Annotated in this window: 24 protein-coding genes; 13 read left to right on the forward strand and 11 right to left on the reverse strand. The window is 70.8% G+C overall.

The features are described 5' to 3' along the window. Nucleotides 1-53 precede the first annotated feature (53 nt). Entirely contained in the window at nucleotides 54-1,037 is a 984-nt protein-coding gene (locus TSO352_RS17645; RefSeq protein WP_109108622.1) for an aldo/keto reductase, read from the forward strand. Between the two features lie 139 nt (nucleotides 1,038-1,176). Here the strand turns inward: TSO352_RS17645 and TSO352_RS17655 are convergent, their stop codons facing one another. Genes TSO352_RS17655 through dapA form a run of 3 tightly spaced genes read right to left on the reverse strand, consistent with a single transcriptional unit; the run spans nucleotide 1,177 to nucleotide 3,587 of the window. After that, entirely contained in the window at nucleotides 1,177-2,199 is a 1,023-nt protein-coding gene (locus TSO352_RS17655) for a methyltransferase (protein ID WP_109108623.1), read from the reverse strand. A gap of 5 nt (nucleotides 2,200-2,204) precedes the next feature. Continuing rightward, the gene (gene smpB, locus TSO352_RS17660; protein WP_109108624.1) at nucleotides 2,205-2,681 is read right to left on the reverse strand and encodes an SsrA-binding protein SmpB; all 477 of its coding nucleotides are present in this window, start codon (nucleotides 2,679-2,681) and stop codon (nucleotides 2,205-2,207) included. 30 nt (nucleotides 2,682-2,711) lie between these two features. After that, the gene (dapA, locus tag TSO352_RS17665; RefSeq protein ID WP_109108625.1) at nucleotides 2,712-3,587 is read right to left on the reverse strand and encodes a 4-hydroxy-tetrahydrodipicolinate synthase; all 876 of its coding nucleotides are present in this window, start codon (nucleotides 3,585-3,587) and stop codon (nucleotides 2,712-2,714) included. Between the two features lie 36 nt (nucleotides 3,588-3,623). On the opposite strand from dapA, the gene TSO352_RS17670 reads away from it, so the two are divergent. After that, nucleotides 3,624-5,612 (forward strand): lytic transglycosylase domain-containing protein, encoded by a 1,989-nt coding sequence (locus tag TSO352_RS17670; protein ID WP_247872228.1) that lies wholly within the window; start codon nucleotides 3,624-3,626, stop codon nucleotides 5,610-5,612. A gap of 40 nt (nucleotides 5,613-5,652) precedes the next feature. Here the strand turns inward: TSO352_RS17670 and TSO352_RS17675 are convergent, their stop codons facing one another. From TSO352_RS17675 to TSO352_RS17685, 3 genes are all read right to left on the reverse strand, one after another. After that, nucleotides 5,653-5,883 carry a zinc ribbon domain-containing protein gene (locus tag TSO352_RS17675; RefSeq protein WP_109108627.1) on the reverse strand — a complete coding sequence of 77 codons (231 nt, stop codon included), beginning with the start codon at nucleotides 5,881-5,883 and terminating at the stop codon, nucleotides 5,653-5,655. 113 nt (nucleotides 5,884-5,996) lie between these two features. Continuing rightward, the gene (locus TSO352_RS17680; protein ID WP_109108628.1) at nucleotides 5,997-6,215 is read right to left on the reverse strand and encodes a heavy metal-associated domain-containing protein; all 219 of its coding nucleotides are present in this window, start codon (nucleotides 6,213-6,215) and stop codon (nucleotides 5,997-5,999) included. 39 nt (nucleotides 6,216-6,254) lie between these two features. Continuing rightward, nucleotides 6,255-7,418 (reverse strand): divergent polysaccharide deacetylase family protein, encoded by a 1,164-nt coding sequence (locus TSO352_RS17685; RefSeq protein WP_247872229.1) that lies wholly within the window; start codon nucleotides 7,416-7,418, stop codon nucleotides 6,255-6,257. Nucleotides 7,419-7,584: 166 nt separating this feature from the next. On the opposite strand from TSO352_RS17685, the gene TSO352_RS17690 reads away from it, so the two are divergent. The 8 genes from TSO352_RS17690 to lexA all read left to right on the forward strand — a co-directional run bounded on the left by TSO352_RS17690 (nucleotide 7,585) and on the right by lexA (nucleotide 13,694). After that, on the forward strand, nucleotides 7,585-8,046 hold the full coding sequence (locus TSO352_RS17690) for an STY0301 family protein (RefSeq protein ID WP_109108630.1): 462 nt from the start codon (nucleotides 7,585-7,587) through the stop codon (nucleotides 8,044-8,046). 139 nt (nucleotides 8,047-8,185) lie between these two features. Beyond that, nucleotides 8,186-8,782: an aminodeoxychorismate/anthranilate synthase component II gene (locus tag TSO352_RS17695; protein ID WP_109108631.1), complete on the forward strand. Its 597-nt coding sequence runs from the start codon at nucleotides 8,186-8,188 to the stop codon at nucleotides 8,780-8,782. Next, nucleotides 8,779-9,816, forward strand: coding sequence for an anthranilate phosphoribosyltransferase (gene trpD / locus TSO352_RS17700; RefSeq protein WP_109108632.1), 1,038 nt, complete (start codon nucleotides 8,779-8,781; stop codon nucleotides 9,814-9,816). The genes TSO352_RS17695 and trpD overlap by 4 nt, the downstream gene beginning before the upstream one ends. Next, entirely contained in the window at nucleotides 9,813-10,616 is an 804-nt protein-coding gene (gene trpC / locus TSO352_RS17705) for an indole-3-glycerol phosphate synthase TrpC (RefSeq protein ID WP_109108633.1), read from the forward strand. The genes trpD and trpC overlap by 4 nt, the downstream gene beginning before the upstream one ends. Before the next feature lie 17 nt (nucleotides 10,617-10,633). Next, nucleotides 10,634-11,092: a GNAT family N-acetyltransferase gene (locus TSO352_RS17710; RefSeq protein ID WP_109108634.1), complete on the forward strand. Its 459-nt coding sequence runs from the start codon at nucleotides 10,634-10,636 to the stop codon at nucleotides 11,090-11,092. After that, nucleotides 11,089-11,607: a cyclic pyranopterin monophosphate synthase MoaC gene (moaC, locus tag TSO352_RS17715; RefSeq protein WP_109108635.1), complete on the forward strand. Its 519-nt coding sequence runs from the start codon at nucleotides 11,089-11,091 to the stop codon at nucleotides 11,605-11,607. Before TSO352_RS17710 ends, moaC begins: the two co-directional genes overlap by 4 nt. Then, on the forward strand, nucleotides 11,591-12,820 hold the full coding sequence (gene glp, locus TSO352_RS17720; RefSeq protein ID WP_109108636.1) for a gephyrin-like molybdotransferase Glp: 1,230 nt from the start codon (nucleotides 11,591-11,593) through the stop codon (nucleotides 12,818-12,820). The genes moaC and glp overlap by 17 nt, the downstream gene beginning before the upstream one ends. A gap of 121 nt (nucleotides 12,821-12,941) precedes the next feature. Continuing rightward, nucleotides 12,942-13,694: a transcriptional repressor LexA gene (gene lexA / locus TSO352_RS17725; RefSeq protein WP_109108637.1), complete on the forward strand. Its 753-nt coding sequence runs from the start codon at nucleotides 12,942-12,944 to the stop codon at nucleotides 13,692-13,694. A gap of 21 nt (nucleotides 13,695-13,715) precedes the next feature. Here the strand turns inward: lexA and TSO352_RS17730 are convergent, their stop codons facing one another. Then, on the reverse strand, nucleotides 13,716-15,893 hold the full coding sequence (locus TSO352_RS17730) for a ComEC/Rec2 family competence protein (protein WP_109108638.1): 2,178 nt from the start codon (nucleotides 15,891-15,893) through the stop codon (nucleotides 13,716-13,718). A 160-nt stretch (nucleotides 15,894-16,053) separates the two neighbouring features. Between TSO352_RS17730 and gltX the strand changes: the two genes are divergently transcribed. After that, nucleotides 16,054-17,460, forward strand: coding sequence for a glutamate--tRNA ligase (gltX, locus tag TSO352_RS17735; RefSeq protein WP_109108639.1), 1,407 nt, complete (start codon nucleotides 16,054-16,056; stop codon nucleotides 17,458-17,460). 100 nt (nucleotides 17,461-17,560) lie between these two features. Beyond that, the gene (gltA, locus tag TSO352_RS17740) at nucleotides 17,561-18,874 is read left to right on the forward strand and encodes a citrate synthase (protein WP_109108640.1); all 1,314 of its coding nucleotides are present in this window, start codon (nucleotides 17,561-17,563) and stop codon (nucleotides 18,872-18,874) included. A gap of 205 nt (nucleotides 18,875-19,079) precedes the next feature. On the opposite strand, the gene TSO352_RS17745 is transcribed toward gltA, so the two are convergent. After that, nucleotides 19,080-19,487 carry a rhodanese-like domain-containing protein gene (locus TSO352_RS17745; protein WP_109108641.1) on the reverse strand — a complete coding sequence of 136 codons (408 nt, stop codon included), beginning with the start codon at nucleotides 19,485-19,487 and terminating at the stop codon, nucleotides 19,080-19,082. Between the two features lie 98 nt (nucleotides 19,488-19,585). Here TSO352_RS17745 and ftrA point away from each other — a divergent pair, with 98 nt between their 5' ends. Then, nucleotides 19,586-20,572 carry a transcriptional regulator FtrA gene (gene ftrA, locus TSO352_RS17750; RefSeq protein WP_109108642.1) on the forward strand — a complete coding sequence of 329 codons (987 nt, stop codon included), beginning with the start codon at nucleotides 19,586-19,588 and terminating at the stop codon, nucleotides 20,570-20,572. 61 nt (nucleotides 20,573-20,633) lie between these two features. Here ftrA and gloA read toward each other — a convergent pair whose 3' ends face one another. From gloA to lpxI, 3 genes are read right to left on the reverse strand one after another with little or no spacing between them, the layout of a single operon-like run. Continuing rightward, on the reverse strand, nucleotides 20,634-21,029 hold the full coding sequence (gene gloA / locus TSO352_RS17755) for a lactoylglutathione lyase (RefSeq protein ID WP_109108643.1): 396 nt from the start codon (nucleotides 21,027-21,029) through the stop codon (nucleotides 20,634-20,636). Further along, nucleotides 21,026-22,243, reverse strand: coding sequence for a lipid-A-disaccharide synthase (gene lpxB / locus TSO352_RS17760; protein ID WP_109108644.1), 1,218 nt, complete (start codon nucleotides 22,241-22,243; stop codon nucleotides 21,026-21,028). The genes gloA and lpxB overlap by 4 nt, the downstream gene beginning before the upstream one ends. Further along, nucleotides 22,240-23,097, reverse strand: a complete 858-nt coding sequence (gene lpxI / locus TSO352_RS17765; RefSeq protein WP_109108645.1) for a UDP-2,3-diacylglucosamine diphosphatase LpxI — start codon at nucleotides 23,095-23,097, stop codon at nucleotides 22,240-22,242. The genes lpxB and lpxI overlap by 4 nt, the downstream gene beginning before the upstream one ends. Nucleotides 23,098-23,106 lie beyond the last annotated feature (9 nt).

A 23,106-nucleotide genomic window follows, 5' to 3' on the forward strand; every position in this document is an offset into this window, starting at 1 on the left:
GCCGACGGCTCCCAGGGTAATGCGCCCGGCCGCGGCACGGGAGAGGGAAAGCGATGAAACAGCGCAACATCGGTGGAGTTTTGCCCGTCGCGGAGATCGGTCTCGGCTGCATGGGCATGTCGGAGTTCTACGGCCCGACCGACGACGCCCAGTCCCTGGCGACTCTGGAACGGGCGTTGGAGCTGGGGGTGTCGCTGTACGACACCGCCGACATGTACGGCGCCGGCCACAACGAGACGCTGCTCGGCCGTTTCCTGGCCGGCAAGCGCGACCGGGTGGTGGTCGCCACCAAGTTCGGCATCGTCCGCCAGCCCGGTGACTACGCCCGGCGCATCGACACCAGCGCCGCCTATGTGCGGCAGGCCTGCGACGCGTCGCTGAAGCGGCTGGGGGTGGAGACCATCGACCTCTATTACGCCCACCGCCTGAACCCCGACACCCCAGTCGAAGAAACCGTCGGCGCGATGGCGGATCTGGTCAAGGCCGGCAAGGTCCGGGCGCTCGGCCTGTCGGAGGTGTCGGCCGCCACGCTCCGCCGCGCCCACGCGGTCCATCCGATCGCCGCGGTGCAGAGCGAATATTCGTTGTGGACCCGCGACGTCGAGGAGTCGGTGTTGCCGGCCTGCCGGGAGTTGGGGGTGTCGCTGGTCGCCTACGCGCCGCTCGGCCGCGGCATGCTGACCGGGACGGTGAGCAACCGCGACCAGCTCGCCGAAAACGACTTCCGCCGCATCTCTCCCCGCTTCGCCGAGGGCAACCTCGACCGCAATCTTCACCTGGTCGAGTCGGTGAAGGCGCTCGCGGCGCAGAAGAGCTGCACCCCCGGTCAGGTCGCGCTGGCTTGGCTGCTGGCCCAGGGCCCGGACATCCTGCCGATCCCCGGCACCAAGCGGATCAAGTATCTGGAGGAGAATGTCGGTGCCGCCGCGGTGACACTGACCGATGCGGAGGTGAAGGCGCTGAGCGACGCCCTGCCGCCGGGCGCCGCGGCCGGCGACCGCTACACGGCGGAGGGGATGAAGGGGTTGAACGCGTAAGTCGCCAATAGGCTGACGTTAGACCCCCACCTATCCTCCCCCGCTGGGCGGGGGAGGGATTGCCGCCACTCTCCCGAACAAGCACTTGCTCCCTCCCCTGCGAAGCGGGGGAGGGTTGGGGTGGGGGCAGTGTCGGCGCTTACTTCGGCGTCCCCGACCACACCTGGAACTGCGGGGTTTCCAGCAGCATCTCGCTGTGGCCGAAGGCGGTCTTGAACAGCTTGCCGACGCCCGCGGTGCGCTGGGTCACCGCGACCAGCGCGCCGCGCAGCTTCAGGTACTGCTTGGTCCCCGTCACCAGCGCGTCGAGCATGCCGAAATCCTCGTCCTTGCCACGGTGGAGCGGCGGGTTGGACAGGATCAGGCCGAAGCGTTCGCGGGCGCCCAGACCCGACAGGCCGTCGCTCAGCACCAGTTCGGCGCCGGGGACGTTCTGGCGGGCGGCGTGCAGCGCCACCGCGTCGATGTCCAGCAGGGTCAGCGGCGCGTCGGGCTGGCGTTCCTGCACCGCGCGGGCGATCACCCCGGCGCCGCAGCCGAAATCCAGCACGCGGGTGCCGGCCGCGACCTCCGGCAGCACCCGCAGCAGGCACTCCGTGCCGGCGTCGAGGTGGCCGTGGGCGAACAGGCCGGGGTAGGACACCAGCTCCAGCGTCCGGTCCGGCAGCGTCACCGTGACGGTCTGCCGCCAGTCCTCCAACTCGCCCTTCGCCGGCGCGTTGGTCCGGCCGGTCTGGAGCAGGCGGGCGCGGCGCTTGATGATCAGCGTTTCCGGATCGGTGACCAGCCCGTCGAGATGCTTCGACGCGCTGGTGATCCCCTCGTCGTTGCCGCCGGCGATCCACAGCGGCGCTCCCGGCGACAGTCGCGACGCCAGCGCGTGCAGCGCCATGTCGAAGCCGGCCCAGCCGCGCGGCAGCCGCAGGACGGCGCCGTCGAAGGCACCCTCCGCCGGCCAGGGCGTGGCGTACTGCCCACCGGTGGCCAGCCGGTTCCAGGCGACCACCTCCGCCCCGCCGTCGCGCAGCGCCTCGGCGATGACGCCGTCGCTGTCGAAGGCGACCAGGATGCGGCCCTGCGGACGGATGTCGGACAGGGCTTCGGCGGCCACGGCGGCGACGGTGGAGTCGCGGTCCGTGGCCCGGTTGTCGAGACGTGCCACCCGGGTCAGCCCTTGTCGCGCATCAGCCGCGCCTTGTCGCGCTGCCAACTGCGTTCTTTCTCGGTTTCACGCTTGTCGTGCTTCTTCTTGCCGGTGGCGACGCCGATCTCGACCTTGGCCATGCCGCGGTCGTTGAAATAGACCGACATCGGGATCAGCGTCACGCCCTTCTGCTTGATGCCGGCCGCCAGCTTGTCGAGTTCGCGGCGACGGATCAGCAGCTTGCGCGGGCGTTTCGGCTCGTGCTGCAGCCAGCGGCCGGCCTGGAGATATTCGGGGATGTACGCGTTGAACAGGTACAGCTCCCCACCCTTCAGGCCGGCATAGGCCTCGTTCACGCTGGCGCGGCCGCCCCGCAGCGATTTCACCTCGGTCCCGGTCAGCATGATGCCGGCCTCCAGGACGTCGTCGATGAAGAAGTCGAACCGCGCGCGGCGGTTCTGCGCCGCGTATTTCTTAACTTCCTGGTCGCGCGGGGACAATGCTCTCTCCTTAAGGACCTGGGCCGTGCCTTACGACAACAGGCCGGCTTTGGTCAGGGCACCGCGCACGGTGGCGCGGGCGGCGTCGGACGCGGCGACCAGCGGCAGCCGCACCTCGTCGCTGCACAGGCCCAACAGGCTGGCGGCGAACTTCACCGGGACCGGGTTGCTCTCCACGAACATGGAATCATGCAGCGGGGTCAGCAGGTCGCGCAGGCGATAGGCTTCGGTCAGGTTGCCCGCCGCCCAGGCGTTCTGCATTGCCGAGCACAGGCCCGGCGCGATGTTGGCGGTGACCGAGATGCAGCCGACGCCGCCCTGGGCGTTGAACGCCAGCGCGGTCACGTCCTCGCCCGACAGCTGGATGAAGTCCGGGCCGGCTTCCACCGCCATGCGGGCCGGGCGGGCCAGATCGGCGGTCGCGTCCTTCACGCCGACGATGTTCGGCAGCTTCGCCAGCCGGGCCATCGTCGCCACAGACATATCCACGACACTGCGGCCCGGAATGTTGTAAATGAAGATCGGCAAGTCCGCCGCGTCATGGATCGCCTTGAAATGCTGGTACAGACCCTCTTGAGTTGGCTTGTTGTAGTAGGGCGTGACCACGAGCGCCGCCTGCGCGCCCGCTTGGCGGGCGTGGCGGGTCAGCGCGATCGCCTCCTCGGTCGAGTTGGAGCCGGTGCCGGCCATCACCGGCACCTTGCCGCCGGCCGCCTCGATGCACAGCTCGACGACACGGTTGTGCTCGTCGTGGGACAGCGTCGGCGACTCGCCGGTGGTGCCGCAGGGGACCAGACCGTGGGTGCCCTGGGCGACCTGCCACTCCACAAAGGACTGGAAGGCCTTCTCGTCCACTTTCCCGCCCTTGAACGGAGTCACGAGGGCGACGATGGAACCGTGGAACATGGCTGCCTCCTCAGTCGGCTTAGCTGGAAAAAAGAGTTGCGCACATTATCCCTCCCCGCCGCCCTGGGCAAGAGCGCCCGGACCACTGTTTTCGCGGGTCTCCTGACCCTTTTCGCCGGCCTGCCCGGCGCGCTTCCCGCCACGGCGGCGCTGCTCAGCCCGCAGGACATCGCGATCTACCGCGACGCCTTCAAGCTGGCCGATGACGAAAGGCTGGTCGACGCGCAGGCCGCGGCGGCCCAGGCCCGCGACCCGCTGCCGGCCAAGGTGATCCGCTGGATGGCGCTGGCCAGCCCCGGCGGCGGCAGCTTCGCCGACATCGCCGCCTTCCTGCGCGACAACCCGGACTGGCCCAACCAGAACGGCCTGCGCAAGCAGGCCGAGATGGCGATGCCCGACCTGCCGCCGGCCGAGGTGACGGAGTGGTTCCGGCTGTACCCGCCGCTGACCAACGACGGCTTCGTCCGCTACGCCGACGCGCTGATCGCCACCGGCAGCGCCGAGCGCGCCACCCCGCTGATCCGCAAGCAGTGGGCCGACGCCACCTTCACCCCGGACGAGGAGGCGACCTTCCTCGCCCACTACACGCCCTACCTGCGCCAGCAGGACCACAAGGCGCGCATCGACCGGCTGCTGTGGGCCAGGCAGGACGGGCCGGTCCGCCGGATGCTGCCCTTCTTCGACGACGCCTACGACACGCTGATCGAAGCGCGCATCGCGCTGGATGGCGACAGCGCCGGGGCCGAGGCGGCGCTGTCGCGCGTCACCCCGTCGCTGCGCGACGATCCCGGCCTGATGTTCGACCGTGCCCGCTACCTGCGGCGCAAGGGCGACGATTCGGGCGCGCTGGAGATCATCGCCCGGGCCGGCCAGGACATGGGCCGTCCGCAATCCTGGTGGTCGGAACGCCACCTGCTGGCCCGGCGCGCCATGGAGCGCGGTGACCACAACCTCGCCTACCGGCTGGTCAGCGCCAACGGCATGAGCGAGGGCAGCGCCTTCGCCGACGCCGAGTTCCTGTCGGGCTTCCTGGCGCTGCGCTTCCTCGACAAGCCGTCGGAAGCCTTCGCGCATTTCCACAAGCTCTACCGCTCGGTCACCGCGCCGATCAGCAAGGCCCGCGGCGCCTATTGGTGCGGCCGCGCGGCCGAGGCGCTCGGCCAGTCCGCGCCGGCGCGCGAGTGGTACGGCAAGGCGGCGACCTACCCGACGACCTTCTACGGTCAGCTCGCCGCCCGCCATGTCTCCGGGGGCGCCGTCACCCTGCCCGCGCCGCCCGCCGTTCCCCAATCGGAGGCGGCGGCCTTCGACCGGCGCGAGCTGGTGCGCGTCGCCCGCCTGCTGGCGGAGATCGGCGGCGGCGACGACCGGGTGACCAGCTTCGTCCGCCGCATCAGCCTGAGCGCCAAGACGCCGGCCGATTACGCGCTGGCCGCCCGGCTGGGCAGCGAACTGGGGCGCCGCGACCTCGCCGTCGCCGCGGCCAAGGACGCCGCCCAGAACGACGTGTTCCTGGTCGAGGCCGGCTACCCGATGATCGACTTCCGCCCGCCGTCGCCGGAATTGGCGCTGGTCCACGGCATCATCCGGCAGGAGAGCACCTTCAACCCGCAGATCGTCTCGTCGGCCGGGGCGCGCGGACTGATGCAGCTGATGCCGACGACGGCGCAGCTGGTGGCGACCAAGCTGGGGCTGAAGCACACCAACGCCCGGCTGACCGCCGACCCCGGCTACAACGTCACGCTCGGCTCGGCCTATCTGGCCGAGCTGATCGACCGCTTCAACGGATCGTGGGTGCTGGCCATCGCCGGCTACAACGCCGGGCCCAACCGGGTGCGCCAATGGATTCAGACCTACGGCGACCCGCGCACCGAGGCGGTCGACGTGGTCGACTGGATCGAGCTGATCCCGATCTCCGAAACGCGCAACTACGTCCAGCGCGTGATGGAGGCCGTGCAGGTCTATCGCGTTCGGCTGACCAGCGAGCGGGCAGAGCCGAACCTCGACCGCGACCTGCGGCGGTAGGGGGACGGCGTAGGGGCGGTCGCCGCCGCCCCCTTCCCCATCAGCCCTTCGGCCGTTCCGACCGGCTGTAGTTGCTGAAATGCCCCTCCCGCGCCGCCATCTTGCGGGCGCCCTGGATGATGGCGCCCGACTTGCCCTCCGCTGCCACATTGGACAGCAGGCGGGCCAGCTCGGCGCTGCCGCAGGACGGGCAGACCGGCGTGTCGGTGGAGCGGACCAGGGTTTCGAAGCCGTGGTCGCAGGCTTTGCAGCGGAAGGAATAGAGCGGCATCGGGACCTCGCGGGACGGTGCGGACAAGGGGCTGGTCCGCCGAGTATCCCGCAATAGCCCTACCAGGAAAACGGTTTTGTTGCACCGCACCAGAAACCGGTCGGCGGCTTCGGTCAGGCGGGGCCGCCGAAATCGAAGCCGGCGGCCTCGACCGCCGCGCGGACGGTGTCGGCGGCGATGTCGCCTTTCACCATCACCGTGCCGGCGGCCAGATCCACCGTCACCACGGCGTCGGGCGCCGCCTTGGTGATCGCGTTGGAGACCGATCGGGCGCAGCCGCCGCAGGTCATCCCGTCCACCCTGTACGCATCCGCCTTATACGCATCCGCCATCGTCACGACTCCCTCAGACCCGGAATTCGGGCCCCGGGATCAACCGCCGGCGTGGTGCGTGCGCACCACCGCGCTGACCGGGACCAGAACGAAGCCACGCTTTTGCACCTCCGGCAGCCAGGATGCCAGGGCTTCGATTGTCGCATCGTGCGGATGACCGATGGCGACGGCGTAACCCTGGTGCTTGGCGACCTGCTCCACCTTGGCCAACTGGGCGCGGACGGCGGCCACCGTCTCCTCGTTGTCGAGGAAGACGTCGCGGCCGACCCAGGGCATCTTCAACTCCTGGGCAAGGCCAAGGCCGGCGCTGTTGGGCGTCGTCCGGCTGTCGAGCCACAGCAGGCCGCGGCGATGGAGTTCCGCCAGCACCGGCGCCAGTTGCGCCCGGTCGGCGGTGAAGCGGCTGCCCATGTGGTTGTTCACCCCGACATAGCCGTCGAAGCTGTCCAGCGCGGCGCGGAACCGCCGCATCACCTCGCCCTTGTCCAGCGAGACCAGCAGCGCGTTGGGCCCCGGATCGGCGTGGACGCTGGGCTCCATCGGCATGTGCAGCATCAGTTCGTGCCCGTTGGCGCGGGCGGCGCGGCTCTGCGCCGACAGGTCGCGGGCGTAGGGCAGCCAGGACAGGGTCAGCGGCCCGTGCAGCCCGGCCATCCGCGTCGAGCGTTTGCGGTCCAGCCCCATGTCGTCGACGACGATGGCGATCATCGGCTTGCCCGGCGGCACCGTCATCGGCAGGGCGTTCCGGCGCCACAGCGCGGCGTTGCCGGCGGGCGGCTGCACCGGCGCGATGGCGGGCGGCACCGGCGGTGGCAGCATCGCGACGGTCGTCGCGGCCGGGCGCTGGGCCGGTCCGTCCGGCACCACCGTCGCCGCCTCCGGCCCGGTTCCCCCCGCGGCGGACGGCGGGGACGCCGGTTGCGCGGCCGCCGGGGCCGCCGGGGCCGGGGCGTCGGTCTTCGCCGCCGGCAGCGGCGGGACCGCGGGCGACTGGACCGCAGCCTGCTGGGTGGCCTGCGGAACGCGCGCCGTCTCACCCCCACGGCCGCTGCGACCGCCGGTCAGCGTCGACACGCCGATGGCCACGGCGAACACCGCGACGACCGCGGCGAGCGCCAGGACGAAGGGGTTGGAGAGAAGGGGCGGAATGCGCGGCTTGCTGGCCTTCGAAGGCGCCTTGCGGGCCATGGTGACGACGTCCATCCTGCGACACGGGGCGGCGCACAGTGGCACCCTGCCGTCCGGGCCGCAATCGCCCAAACGGTCCAAAGCGCCGCGGCCGGCGGCGCCGACGCCCGTCCCTCAAGCCTGCCGCACCGCCTTCCTGCCGCACCGCCTTCCTGCCGCACCGCCTTCCGAGGAGCCTGCCATGCGTCCCATCCTTGTCACCGCCGCGCTCACGCTGGGCCTGACCTCCGGCGTCGCGACTCCGGCGCTCGCCGCCGCGCTGCAATGCCCGCAGACCCTGACGGTGCAGGCGCAGCCGGAGGCCCCCGGCGGCTGGTCGCCCTACCCCGGCAAGGACACCCACAGCCTGACCGGCATCACGCTGGTGGAAGGCGACCGCGCCACCCAGATGACCAGCGCCGCCCCCGCCACGCTCGCCCCCGACCACGAGACGCCGCGCGGGCGCAGCCTGGTCCAGGTCTGGACCTTCGACGCGGCCCGGCGCGAGAACATCATCCTGGTCTGCCGCTACCGCAACACCCAGGCGACGCTGGCCATCGACCTGCCGCGCCACGCCCGCCGCTGCACCCTGACGCTGGAAACCGACCCGCGCGGCCGGGTGATCGAGGAACCGAAGACACCGCTCCAGCTCGACTGCCGGTGAAACCATTGAAGAACGTCGCGGAGGCTGGAAATCCGCCCCCTCAGCCGCTAGGGTGTCGGGCGTTGGAACAGGGCCGGAACGGCCGGCGGGCTTTCCGTCCCGCCGCAGCCCGACCGATCAGGACGAAGGCGGAAGGCGCATGCTGCTGCTCATCGACAACTACGACAGCTTTACCTACAACCTCGTCCATTACCTGGGCGAGTTGGGCGCCGACGTGCAGGTCCGCCGCAACGACGCCCTGACGGTGGAGGAGGCGCTGGGCCTGCGCCCCGACGGCATCGTGCTGTCGCCCGGCCCCTGCGACCCCGACCGCGCCGGCATCTGCCTGCCCCTGATCGACGCCGCCGCCAAGACCGGCCTGCCGCTGCTGGGCGTGTGCCTGGGCCACCAGTCGATCGGCCAGGCTTTCGGCGGCCGGGTGATCCGCGCGCCGGTCCCGATGCACGGCAAGGTCGACAACATCCGCCACGGCGGGCGCGGCGTGCTCGCCGGCCTGCCCTCGCCCTTCCGCGCCACGCGCTACCACTCGCTGATCGTCGAGCGCGACACGCTGCCGGCCTGCCTTGAGGTGACGGGGGAGACCGCCGACGGCCTGATCATGGCGCTTGCCCACCGCGAGCTGCCGATCCACGGCGTGCAGTTCCATCCCGAGAGCATCGAGAGCGAGCACGGCCACCAGATCCTGCGAAACTTCCTGGACCTGACCGGTCCGCGCCAGGAGAGTGCGGCGGCATGAGCGGCGATCTGACCGATATGAAGGCGATCCTCGGCAAGGTGGCCACCGGCGCCGCGCTGACCGAGGCGGAGGCCGGCTTCGCCTTCGACATCATCATGTCCGGCAACGCCACCCCGTCGCAGATGGGCGGCTTCCTGATGGCGCTGCGCGTGCGCGGCGAGACGGTGGACGAGATCGCCGGCGCCGCCCGCGTCATGCGCGCCAAGGCGATCCCGGTCGAGGCCCCTCCCGGCACCATCGACACCTGCGGCACCGGCGGCGACGGCGTCGGCACCTACAACATCTCCACCGCGGCGGCGCTGGTGGTGTCGGCCTGCGGCGTGCCGGTCGCCAAGCACGGCAACCGCGCCATCTCGTCCAAATCCGGCGCCGCCGACGTGCTCGGCTCGCTGGGCGTCAACCTGGACTGCGACTTCGCGCTGGTGCGCGAGGCGCTGTGGGAGGCCGGCATCGCCTTTCTGATGGCGCCGCGCCACCATCTGGCGATGCGCAACGTCGGCCCGACGCGGGTGGAGCTGGGCACCCGCACCGTGTTCAACCTGCTGGGCCCGCTGTCCAACCCGGCGACCGCCAAGCGGCAGGTGCTGGGCGTCTTCGCCCGCCAGTGGGTGGAGCCGCTGGCCCAGGTGCTGAAGCGCCTCGGCTCCGACGCCGCCTGGATCGTCCACGGCTCCGACGGGCTGGACGAGATCACCACCACCGGCCCGACCACCGTCGCCCAGTTGAAGGACGGCGCGGTCACGGTGTTCGAGGTGACGCCGGAGGACGCCGGCCTGCCGCGCGCCCGCATCGAGGACCTGAAGGGCGGCGACGCCCAGGTCAACGCCGCGGCGATCCACGCCCTGTTCGACGGGGTGCGCAGCCCCTACCGCGACATCGTCCTGCTGAACGCCGCCGCCGCCCTGATCGTCGCCGGCAAGGCCGACACGCTGAGGGACGGCGTGGCGCTGGCCGCCGAGGCGATCGACAGCGGCGGCGCCCGCGACCGCCTGCGCCGGCTGGTCGCCATCACCAACGAGGCCCCCGCCGAATGAGCGACGTCCTGACCCGCATCAACGCCGACAAGCGCGCCCTGGTCGCCGCCCGCAAGGCCGCCCGCCCGCTGTCGGAGGTCGAGGCCGCCGCCAAGGCCGCCAACGAGAGCAACCCGCCGCGCGGCTTCATCCGCGCGTTGAGCGCGGCGGTGGAGGCCGGGCGCTACGGTCTGATCGCCGAGATCAAGAAGGCCAGCCCGTCCAAGGGCCTGATCCGCGCCGACTTCGACCCGCCGGCGCTCGCCCGCGCCTACCGCGACGGGGGGGCGAGCTGCCTGTCGGTGCTGACCGACGAGCCCTATTTCCAGGGCAAGGACGAGTATCTGGTCGCTGCCCGCGCCGCCGTCGATCTGCCGGTCCTACGCAAGGACTTCATGGTCGATCCCTACCAGATCGCCGAGGCGCGCGCGCTGGGCGCCGACTGCATCCTGATCATCATGGCCTCGCTGTCCGACGCCCAGGCGGCGGAAATCGAGGACGCGGCCATCGCCCAGGGGCTGGACGTGCTGGTCGAGGTGCATGACCGGGCCGAGCTGGAGCGGGCGCTGCTGCTGCGCACCCCGCTGCTGGGCATCAACAACCGCAACCTGAAGACGCTCGCCGTCGACATCGCGACGACGGAGGAACTGGCGCGCGACGTTCCGGCCGATCGCATGCTGGTCGCCGAAAGCGGTCTCTACAGCCCGGCCGACCTTGCCCGCATGGCGAAGGTCGGGGCGCGCTGCTTCCTGGTCGGCGAATCGCTGATGCGGCAGGACGACGTCGCCGCGGCGACCCGAACCCTGCTGGCCCCAGCGTAACGACGGGCGCAACGCCGATGCCGGACATCACCATCGCCGCGGAAAGCCCACGCCAGGAGGCGGTGACCGCGCTGATCGCGGCGCTGGACGACTATCTGCGCGAACGCTACCCGGACGACGCCTGCCACCTGCTGGACGTGGACACGCTGGCGGCGCCCGATGTGCGCTTCTTCGTCGCCCGCAAGGGCGGCCACCCGGTCGGCTGTGCCGCGCTGCGCATCGACCCGGCCGGCTACGGCGAGGTGAAGCGCATGTTCGTCAGCCCCGGCGTCCGCGGCGGCGGCATCGCCCGCCGCCTGCTCGACCGGCTGACCGAGCAGGCCCGCGCCGAAGGAATCGGCACACTGATGCTGGAAACCGGAATCCACCAGCCGGAAGCCGTCGCGATGTACCGCAAGGCCGGTTTCACCGACCGCGGCCCCTACGCCTGCTACGCCGACCATCCGCTCAGCCTTTTCATGGAGAAGACCCTGTGACCGGCTTCACCCATTTCGACGCCGAAGGGCGGGCCGTCATGGTCGACGTTTCCGACAAGGCGGACACCGAACGCACGGCGACGGCCGCCGCCACGGTCCTGATGCGGCCGGAAACGCTGGCTCTCATCATGCAAGGCGGCATGAAGAAGGGCGACGTCCTATCGGTCGCCCGGCTGGCCGGCATCATGGGGGCCAAGCGCACGCCGGACCTGATCCCGCTGTGCCACCCGCTGGCCCTGACCTCGGTCAAGGTCGACCTGACCTGCGACCCGGCGCGCCACGCCGTGGACGTCACCGCCACCTGCAAGCTGAAGGGCCAGACCGGCGTGGAGATGGAGGCGCTGACCGCTGTCTCGGTCGCGGCGCTCACTGTCTACGACATGTGCAAGGCGGTCGACCGCGGCATGACGATCACCGACGTCCGCCTGCTGCACAAGGCCGGCGGCAAGAGCGGCGAATGGAACGCCACCAAGCCCGAAACCCCGGCGGAGCCGGCCGATGATCTCGGTCGCTGAGGCGCGCGCCCGCATCCTGTCGGCCTTCGCGCCGCTGCCGGCGGAAACCGTCGCGCTGCCCGACGCGCTGGGCCGGGTGCTGGCCGAGCCGGTGGTGGCGCGGCTGACCCAGCCGCCCTTCCACGCCGCCGCGATGGATGGCTGGGCGGTCCGCGCCGCCGACATCGCCGCGGCCACCGCCTTGGCTCCGGTGCCGCTGCGCCGCGTGGGGGAGTCCGCCGCCGGCCACGCCTTCGACGGTACGGTCGGGCCGGGCGAAGCGGCGCGCATCTTCACCGGCGCGCCGCTGCCCGACGGCGCCGACGCCGTGGTGATGCAGGAGGACTGCAGCGCCGACGACCGATTTGTCCGCGTCGGCCGCGCCGTCGTCGCCGGCCGCTTCATCCGACAGGCCGGCTTCGACTTCGCCCTCGGCGACGAACTGCTGCCGAAAGGGCGGCGGCTGACCGCGCGCGACGTGGCGCTGGCTGCCGGCGGCAACGTGCCCTGGCTGTCGGTGCACCGCCGGCCGCGCGTCGCCATCCTCGCCACCGGCGACGAGATCGCCCTGCCCGGCGACCCGCTGGGACCGAGCCAGATCGTCAGCACCAACGCGCTGGGCCTGTGCGCCCTGGTCACCACCCAGGGCGGCATCGCCCACAATCTGGGCATCGCCAGGGACACCGCCGACAGCGTCGCCGCCATGGCGGCCGGCGCGGCGGGCTGCGACCTGCTGGTGACCACCGGCGGCGCGGCGCACGGCGACTACGACCTCGTGCGCGACGTGCTGGCCGGCAAGGGCGTGACGCTGGACGTGCAGACGGTGGCGATGCGGCCGGGCAAGGCGCTGATGTTCGGCCGGGCCGGCGCGGTGCCGCTGCTGGGGCTGCCCGGCAACCCGGTGTCCACCGGCGTCACCGGGCTGCTGTTCCTCCGCCCGATCCTGCGCCGGCTGCAGGGGCTGCCGCCGGAGGACGAGCGCGCGCCGACCCGCGCCCGCCTGACCACCGCGTTGCGGGCCAACGACCGCCGCGAGGATTATCTGCGCGCCACCCTGGCGACCGACACCGACGGCGTTGCCACGGTGACGCCCTTCGCCCGCCAGGACAGCGCCATCACCTCGCTCTACGCCCAGGCCGATTGCCTGATCCACCGGCCGCCGAACGCCCCGCCGGAACCCGTCGGCGCCATGGTGCCGGTCATCCCGCTGTCGGACGGCGCGCTCAGCCTTTAGCGCATTACCTTTGGTGTAGCGACACCGCAGGGGCTTGACGCGTGGCGGGAACCAAACTAGAACATGGGACAACGTTTTGTATTTGTTCCATCTCCAGTGTGGCGACCGCCGGGAGGCATCAATGCTCACGCGCAAGCAGCATGAACTGCTGCTGTTCATCCACGAGCGGCTCGGCCAGGGTGGTGTTTCGCCGTCGTTCGACGAGATGAAGGACGCCCTCGGCCTGAAGTCGAAGTCGGGCATTCACCGGCTCATCACCGGGCTCGAGGAGCGCGGCTTCATCCGCCGCCTGCCCCACCGTGCCCGCGCGCTGGAGGTGCTGCGCCTGCCGGAGGGGCTGGAGGCGGCCCGCACGCGCGCCGCTGCCGCCGCTGCCGCCGCTACGACCAAGCCGAAGTTCCAGCCCAGCGTCATCAAGGGTGACTTCGCCTTCGGTGGCCGCGAGATCGCGGCACCGGTCGCGGCGCCCAAGGCGCCGGCCGCGGCGAACGAGACGATCCAGCTTCCGCTTTATGGCCGCATCGCCGCCGGCACGCCGATCGAGGCGTTGCGCGACAACAGCGCCTTCGTCGACATCCCCGCCTCGATGCTGACCGCCGGTGACCATTACGCCCTGGAGGTCGCGGGCGATTCGATGGTGGAGGCCGGTATCCTCGACCACGACACCGTCATCATCCAGCGCTGCGACGCGGCGGAAAACGGCAGCATCGTCGTCGCCCTGGTCGACGACGGCGAGGTGACGCTGAAACGCCTGCGGCGCAAGGGCAACACCGTCGCTCTGGAGCCGGCCAACGCCGCCTACGAGACGCGCATCTTCGGCGCCGACCGCGTGCGGGTGCAGGGCAAGCTGGTCGGTCTGGTCCGCAAATACTGAGTCGGCAAGGCGGGCTGCGGCTCATGGCCGTCCGCCCGCTGGTCCGCCGGTCCAAGGCCGGTCGCCGCGGCGGTCACGCACCGTCTCCACCCGTATGCTGTCCGGCGTCACCGTCAGCGCGTGCGCGCCCTCTCGGCGCAGGCGCCAGCGGTCGATCACCAGCGGCGCCCGGCAGCCGCGTGCGACGGCCGCGGTCACCACCGCATCGACGACTCCGCAATCCTCGTCCAGCGCATCGCCCAGGCGCGGCAAAGCCACCGTGCGTCCCTTGACGCGGTACAGACAGCCCCAGGCGTCGCAACTCAGTTGCGGACCATCGCCCGACCCAGGATCGGACCAGGCGCCCACCAGTGGCCAGGGGTCGCCCGGCGTCGGATCGCCGTCGCGTTCGCGCCAGATCTCGGCCGCCCGGCCGCCGCTCTTCGCCGAGACGCTGAGGCGCCCGTCGGCGGCGCGCACCGCCATCACCGCTCCGTCGCCGGCAACCAGCAGATCGGGCCGCGCCACCAGCGCCGGGGTGGCAAGACCGACCAGAATCGGCACCATCCCCAGCCATCGCCAGCGTTGCGTCCAGACGCACAGCCAGAGTCCGCCCAGCACCACCGCGGCGAACCCTTCCGCCGGCATCGCCGGCACGGTCAGCGAGGCCCAGGGCAGACCACCGAAGAACTCGGCGGTCCAGATCACCGCGCGGTCGCCCCAGTTCATGGCGATGACCGCCGGCGCCTCCAGCCCCAGGGGCAGCAGCGCGTAGGCGATCAGGCTCCACGGCATCACCCAGAAGGAGGTGATCGGGATGGCGATCAGGTTGGACAGCACGCCGTAGAAGGCGATCTGCTGAAAATGGTAGAGCGCGAAGGGCAGCGTCGCCAGCGTCGCCACCACGCTGGTCAGCACGATGCCGCCGACATAGAACAGCCCGCCGATGATCCAGCCGGAGTCGCGCCGCCACGCCGCCAGCCGGCGGCTGCCGCGTTCGAAGGCGGCGATCAGCGACGCCACCGCGGCGAAGGACATCTGGAAACTGGGGCCGAGCATCCCCTCCGGATCCATGGCGGTGGTGACCAACCCGGCGAAGGCGACCAGCCGCATGCTCAACGGGTCGCGGTCCAGCATGATCGCCCCCATCACCAGCCCGGTCATCAGCACCGACCGCACCGTCGGCAGCGGTGCGCCGACCAGCAGCGTGTAGGCCAGCGCCGACAGGATGCCGAACAGCGCCGCGATCTTCTTGATCGGCCAGCGCAGCGCGATGAAGGGCACCGCCGCCAGCAGCGCCCGCACGACATAGAACAGGATGCCGGCGGCGATGCCGACATGCAGGCCGGAGATCGACAACAGATGGGCCAGCCCGCTGTAGCGGAAGGCGTCGAGCGTCGAGTCGGGAATGCCGAACTCCTCGCCGTTCAGCAGCGCGGTGGTCACGCTGGCCTCGACCGGGTCGGTGATGGTCGCGGCGACCCGTCGGGCGATGTAGCCGCGCGCCTGCTCGAAGGCGACGGCGACGATGCGCCAACCGGTGACCGGCGGCGCCTCCACCAGTTCGGCGGCGCCGATGGCGAAACCGGTGCCGCCCAGCCCCATGAACCAGGCGCGACGCTGGAAATCGAAGGCCCCTGGCTCGGCCGGCGGCTGTGGCGGCGACAGGGAGGCGCGCAGCCGGACGACCGATCCCGGCTCCGGCGGCGGGTGGCGGTCGGACAGGCGGATGCGCAACGCCGCCGGGGTTTCCGCCGCGGCCAAGCGGCTGACAGTGACGTCGTTCAGCGTCAGCCGAGCCGAGCCGGGCCGCCGTTCCACCGCCATCACCCGCCCGGTGACCGTCGCCGCGATGCTGCGGGTCAACACAGGCGCCGCGATGTGGGCGGCCTGCCCCTGCGCGACCAGGAAGCCGGCGGCCATGAACAGCAGCCCGGCGACCACCATTGCCACGGCGAACCAGCGGCGGACGACCAGCGCCACCGCCAGACACCCCGCCACCGCGGCCGGCCCGACCCACCAGGGCGGTTCCTGCCGCAGCGCGAAATACAGCGACGCGCCGCCGCCGAAGGCGACCGGCGCCCACAACACCCAACGCCCGCGCTCCGCCTCCGCCAGGGTGGCGATTCGTCGCCCGGCCCAGCCCAGCGCCCGCCGAAGCGGCCCGCCGGCCACCACCGGACCCTCGGCCTCCTCCTCCCGCCAGCCGGCGGCCGTCACCGGTAACGGATTCCGACGGCGGCACCATTCGGTTTAACTCGTGCCTCTACATCCGCCCATGCGCGCATGGCATTGCCTCCCAACCGGGTGGCTGTGTTAAACCACCCTTGTCGATACCCCGGCGCATCATACCAGCGCCGAACCGAAAATTGAGAGACCGATGACCGTCGTCACCCGCTTCGCTCCGTCGCCGACCGGCTTTCTCCACATCGGCGGCGGCCGTACCGCACTGTTCAACTGGCTGTACGCCCGCCGCATGGGCGGCAAGTTCCTGCTGCGGATCGAAGACACCGACCGGCAACGGTCGACCCAGGCGGCGGTCGACGCCATCCTCGACGGCCTGTCCTGGCTGGGCCTGGACTGGGACGGCGAGGCGGTCAGCCAGTTCGAGCGCAAGGACCGCCACGCCGAGGTCGCGCACCAGATGCTTGCGGCCGGCAAGGCCTACCGCTGCTATTGCAGCCCGGAAGAGCTGGAGCAGATGCGCGCCGCCCAGAAGGCCGCCGGCCAGCCGATGCGCTACGACGGCCGCTGGCGTGACCGCCCCGACTCCGACGCGCCCGCCGGCGTCGCCCCGGTGATCCGCCTGAAGGCCCCGCAGGAGGGGCAGACGGTGCTGAAGGATCTGGTGCAGGGCGAGGTGACGGTGCAGAACGCCCAGCTCGACGACCTGATCCTGCTGCGCGCCGACGGCACCCCGACCTATCTGCTGGCGGTGGTGGTGGACGACCACGACATGGGCGTGACCCACGTCGTGCGCGGCGACGACCATCTGACCAACACCTTCCGCCAGATCCAGATCTTCAACGCCATGGGCTGGGACCTGCCGCAGTTCGGCCACATCCCGCTGATCCACGGCGCCGACGGCGCCAAGCTGTCGAAGCGGCATGGTGCGCTCGGCGTCGACGCCTACCGCGACATGGGCTACCTGCCGGAAGCGCTGCGCAACTACCTGCTGCGGCTCGGCTGGTCGCACGGCGACGAGGAGATCATCTCGACCGAACAGGCGATCGAGTGGTTTGACTTGGAGAGCATCGGCCGCTCGCCGTCGCGCTTCGACTTCGCCAAGCTCGACAGCCTGAACGCCCACTACATGCGGCAGGCCGACGACGCCCGGTTGGTCGATCTGGTGGTGCCGCGGCTGGAAGCCGACCTCGGCCGCGGCCTGACCGACGCCGACCGCGACCTTCTGACGCGGGCGATGAGCGGGCTGAAGCAACGCGCCCGCACGCTGGTCGATCTGGCGCAGAGCGCGCGCTTCTACGTTGCGCCGCAGCCGCTCAGCTATGACGAAAAAGCCGCCGCGCTGCTGGATGAAAAAGGCCGCGGCCTGTTGAAGGAGCTGGCGACGATGTTCGCCGAGGAGCCGGCGTTCACCGCCGCCGCGCTGGAGGGCCGCGTCCGTGCCTTCGCCGAATCGCGTGGCGAGAAGCTTGGCAAGGTGGCACAACCGTTGCGCGCCGCACTGACCGGCTCGACGGTATCGCCGCCGATATTCGAGGTGGCGGAACTGCTGGGCCGCGAGGCGACGCTTTCCCGCATGCGCGACGCAGCGGGTGCAGCATAAAGGTCATTTCCGTGCGTTGCCATCGGGCGGGCATGGAACTATGCTGCGGCGACGAAAAAAGGGCACCAAGCCCGACCCTCAACGATAAGGACGTGCCGAGATGACCCAGACCGAGGACGGCAAGGATACCGTAACCCTCATCGACAACAAGACGGGCAAGCAGGTCACGATGCCGATCCTGCACGGCAGCGTCGGGCCGAGCGTGATCGACATCCGCAAGCTCTACGCCGCGACCGGCTATTTCACCTACGATCCGGGCTTCACCTCCACGGGCAGCTGCGAGTCGGGCATCACCTACATCGACGGCGACGAGGGTGTCCTGCTGCACCGCGGCTACGCCATCGACGAGCTGGCCGAGAACTCGACCTTCCCGGAAGTCTGCTTCCTGCTGCTGAACAACCATCTGCCGACCGCGGCCGAGCGCACGGATTTCGAAAACATCCTGCGCCGCCACTCGATGGTTCACGAGCAGCTGACCAAGTTCTACAGCGGCTTCCGTCGCGACGCCCACCCGATGGCGATCATGTGCGGCGTGGTCGGCGCCCTGTCGGCCTTCTACCATGATTCGACCGACATCGACGATCCGAAGGAGCGCACCATCGCGGCGCACCGCCTGATCGCCAAGATGCCGACCATCGCGGCGATGGCCTACAAGTACTCGATGGGCCAGCCCTTCATGTACCCGCGCAACGACCTGTCGTACGCGGAAAACTTCCTGTACATGACCTTCGGCACGCCGTGCGAGCCGTACAAGGTCAACCCGGTCCTGTCCGCGGCGATGGACAAGATCTTCATCCTGCACGCCGACCACGAGCAGAACGCCTCGACCTCCACCGTCCGTCTGGCCGGTTCGTCGGGCGCGAACCCGTTCGCCTGCATCGCCGCCGGCATCGCCTCGCTGTGGGGTCCGGCCCATGGCGGCGCGAACGAGGCGGTGCTGAAGATGCTGGAAGAGATCGGCTCGGTCGATCGCATCCCGGAATTCGTCCGCCGCGCCAAGGACAAGAACGACAACTTCCGCCTGATGGGCTTCGGCCACCGGGTCTACAAGAACTACGACCCGCGCGCCCAGGTCATGCGCCAGACCTGCCACGAGGTCCTCGGCGAACTCGGCATCAAGAACGAGCCGCTGCTGGACATCGCGATGGAGCTGGAGAAGATCGCCCTGTCGGACGAGTACTTCATCGAGAAGAAGCTCTACCCGAACGTCGACTTCTATTCGGGCATCATCCTGAAGGCGATGGGCTTCCCGACCAGCATGTTCACCGTGCTGTTCGCGCTGGCCCGCACCGTCGGCTGGATCAGCCAGTGGAAGGAGATGATCGAGGATCCGGTGCAGAAGATCGGCCGTCCGCGTCAGCTCTACACCGGTCATTCCAAGCGGCACTTCGTGCCGCTGGCCGAGCGTGGCTAACCGGCCCACAGCCCATAAGGGAACGGGCGGCTCCAACGGGGCCGCCCAGGACCCGACTGCGTACATCGTTCCGGCCCGGCGGGTGCGTCTGCGCCCGCCGGCCAACGACAACCGGGCGCCGTTCGGTTGGCGCCTCCGCCGTCTGGTCGTCTATCTGCTGATCCTGGCGCTGATCGCCGGGATCGTCCTGATCTGAGCCGCACCGTCAGCCGCCGCCAACGGTCCGCTCCAGCGCGAAGCCTTCGTCGATCCAGCCCGTTACGCCGCCGATCATCAGCTTGACCGGCCGCCCGATCCGCGCCAGGCGCAACGCCGCGCGATCCGCCCCGTTGCAGTGGGGCCCGGCGCAATAGACGACGAACAGCGTCCCCTCCGGCCACTCCGCCATCTTCCGTTCCGTGATCTTGCCATGCGGCAGGTTCAGCGCGCCGGGCACATGCCCCGCCGCGAACGCCGCCGGTCCACGCACGTCGAGCAGGACGAAATCCGGGGCAGCGGCCTTCAACGAGTCGTGGACATCCCAACAGTCGGTTTCCAGCGCCAGCCGGCGGGCGAAATGGGCAGCGGCATCCGCCGACGGCGCAGCGGGGATCTCGGTGACGAGGCTGGGCATGGTGCTCTCCAATGGCAAGGCGGGTTTCGCTCGGCCATCACTCTCCCGTTTGGCGAGGCCACTGGAAAGTGGCGCGATGGACAGCTACCGTGCAGTTCATGCCAAACGTCACGCCCCCGCTCGTCGTCGCCCTCGCCTATGACGGACTCTGCACCTTCGAATTCGGCGTCGCCGTCGAGGTGTTCGGGTTGCCACGGCCGGAACTCGGTCCCGGCTGGTACCGCTTCGCCGTCGCCGCGGTGGAACCCGGGCCGCTGCGCGCGGTCGGCGGTCTTCGGGTCGAGGTCGATGGCGGTCTGGAGCGGATCGACGAGGCCGACATCGTCATCGTCCCCGGCTGGCGCGGCGCGCGCGAACCGGTGCCGGCGCCCTTGACGGCGGCGCTGCGCCGGGCCGACGCCCGCGGCGCCCGCATCCTGTCGATCTGCTCCGGCGCCTTCGTTCTGGCCGCCGCCGGGCTGCTGAACGGACGGCGCGCCACCACCCACTGGCGCTATGCCGCCCTGCTCGGCGAGCTTTACCCGAACATCCGGGTGCAGCCGGACGTGCTGTATGTCGACGAGGGCAGCATTCTGACCTCCGCCGGCAGCGCCGCCGGGATCGACCTCTGCCTGCATCTGGTGCGCCGTGACTTCGGGGCGGAGGCCGCCAACAGCGTCGCCCGCCGTCTGGTGGTCCAGCCGCACCGCGAGGGCGGGCAGGCGCAGTTCATCGAAACCCCGGTGCCGACCGCCCGGGAGGGCGCGCGTCTGGGGCCCCTGCTCGACCGGCTGCGGGACACGCTGACCGAGGAGCACACGCTGGCGTCCATGGCCGCGACCGCCGGCATGAGTCTTCGCACCTTCCTGCGCCGCTTCCAGGCGCTGACCGGCATGACGCCCGGCGAGTGGCTGCTGACCGAACGGCTGTCGCGCGCCCGCGACCTGCTGGAAGGCAGCGCCCTGCCGGTGGAGGAGATCGCGACCCGCGCCGGTTTCGGCTCCGCCGCCACGCTGCGTCACCATTTCCGCCAACGCCTCGGCCTCAGCCCGGTGCGCTACCGCGCGCGATTCCACCGCGGCGTCAGCGTTCCGGCAACCGGATAAGGAAAAGGCGCGGACCGTCGCCGGCCGCGCCTTTCTCGTCACCGGTCCCGCCGGTGGATGTCTACTTCCGCTCGATCAGTTCGACCTTGTAGCCGTCCGGATCCTCGATGAAGGCGATGACGGTGCTGCCATGCTTCATCGGGCCGGGCGCGCGCGGGATCTTGACGCCCTCGGCGGCCAGCTTCTCGCAGGTCGCGTAAATGTCCGGCACGCCCAGCGCGATGTGGCCATAACCGGTGCCGATCTCGTACGGCTCCTTCTGATCCCAGTTGTGGGTCAGTTCCAGAACCGCGGTGTCGGATTCGTCGCCGTAGCCGACGAAGGCCAGCGTGAAGCGCCCGCCCTCGTAGTCGTTGCGGCGCAGCAGCTTCATGCCGAGCAGCCGGGTGTAGAAGTCGATGGATTTGTCCAGGTCCAGCACGCGCAGCATGGTGTGCAGCAGGCGGAATTCGCTCATGGTCTCAGTTCTCCCGCATTTGGGTGTTTGGCGCGGTTGTCCGCGATGACGGCGAGGATGGCACGGGCCGCGCGTTCGCTGGGTGGCGTGTCGCCCTGCCCCAGCCAGCGCGCGACCTCCGCAACGCCGTCGATCTGCTCCCGCCGCGCCGTCGGGTCGTCCAGCAGGCGCCCGAGTTCGGCCGCCAGTCTATCGGGCCGGCAATCCTGTTGCAGCAGTTCCGGCACCAGCATCCGATCGAGCATCAGATTGACGAGGTTGACGTACTTCACCCGGATCAGCCGGCGGTACAGTGCGACGGTCACCGGGTTCAGCCGGTAGGCGATCACCGTCGGCAGACGGGCGAGCGCCAGTTCCAGCGCCACGGTCCCCGATGCGGCGAGCGCCACCTCGGCCGCGGCGAAAGCGTCGTATTTCTCCGCATCGCCCTCGACCAGCAGCGTGCGCACCGGCCAGTCGGCGATGGACGCGGCCACGCGGTCGCGCACCGTCGCCACCGTCGGCACCACCGCCACCAGGGTCGGGTGGCCGGGCCGCAACCGCTCCAGAGTCGCGCGGAAGTCCGGCAGCAGCCGCGACACCTCGCCCTTGCGGCTGCCGGGCAGCACCGCGACGATGCGGTCGGCAGGGGCGAGCCCGTGCCGCGCGCGGAAGGCCGCGCCGTCGCCCTTGCCCGCCCCACCCTCGACCACCGAATGGCCGACGAAGGTGCAGGCCAGCCCTTCACGTTCGAAATAGGGCGGCTCGAAGGGCAGGATCGCCAGCAGATGGTCGTAGATCGCGGCGTATTTCGCCGCCCGCTTCGGCTTCCAGGCCCAGACGGTCGGCGCCACATAATGGATCAGCGGAATGCCGGGGTCGGCGGCGCGGACCTTGGTCGCCACCCGGACGGTGAAGCCGGGCGAGTCGATGCCGATCACCGCATCCGGGCGCAGGCGCCGGATCTCGGCCACCGTCTGGTCGATCCGGCGGATCAGGTTTGGCAGGTGCGGCAGCAGCTCGAAGATGCCGAACAGCGTCAGTTCGCCCATCGGGAACAGGCTGACCAGCCCTTCCGCGATCATCTTCTCGCCGCCGATCCCGACGAAACGCACCCGGCCGCCGGTCAGCCGCCGCGCCGCCGCCATCAGCCGGGCGCCAAGCGCATCGCCCGACGGCTCCCCGGCGATCAGGAACAGGGTCGGGCCGTCGCCGGCCGGGTCCGAGTGCGTCATGACGGGATCTCGATGCCGACCACGAACAGGCCGAGCCGGTCGGCCGTCGCGGCCACCGCCTCGCGGTCGACCAGCAGGCTGCCGCCGGCCTCCACCGCGATGCCGCGCAGACCGGCGGCGGCGGCGTTCTCCACCGTGGTGACGCCCATGGTCGGCAGGTCGATTCGGCGGTCCTGCTTCGGCTTCTTCACCTTGACCAGCACGCCGCCGGGTCCAGGCCGCGCCAGAGCGGCGCAGCGGGCGAGCATGGCGTCGGTGCCCTCCACCGCCTCGACCGCCAGGACGATGCCCTGCTGGACCACAGCACCCTGGCCGACGTCGAGCGCCCCCGCCGCACGGGCGACCTCCACCGCGCGGGTGATGTCGCGTTCCGCCTCGGCGTCCGGGGTCAACCGGCCGACCGGGCCGGGCAGCGTCAGCAGATCCTTGAGCAACTCGTGCAGGCCGACGACGCGGAAACCGTCCTCCTCAACCTCGCGGACCACGGCGCGCAGCAGGCCGTCGTCCCCCAGCGCGCGGGTGCCGACGCGGGCGAGAAAGCGCGTGGTGCGCCAGTCCGGCATCAGTTCGGTGAAGGATGGGCGTCGGACCGGGCCGGCCAGCACGACCTCGGTCACGCCCTCATCGTGCAGGCGGCGCAGGATGGTGCCGGCGGCGCCGAAACGGCTCCACACATGCGGCAGCCCGGCCACCGTCTCCGGGTCGGTGTGGCCGTCGAAGGCGACGACGAACACCTCGCGCCCCTGCCCGCGCACCGCGGCGGCGATGCGGGCGGGCAGCGTGCCGCCGCCCGCCATGATCGCCAGCTTTGGGCCGGCCGCTGTCCGGCTTGCCGCCTCTGGGGAATCGGCCATCGGCCGGCC

Source organism: Azospirillum sp. TSO35-2, assembly GCF_003116095.1.
Classification (GTDB): Bacteria; Pseudomonadota; Alphaproteobacteria; order Azospirillales; family Azospirillaceae; genus Azospirillum.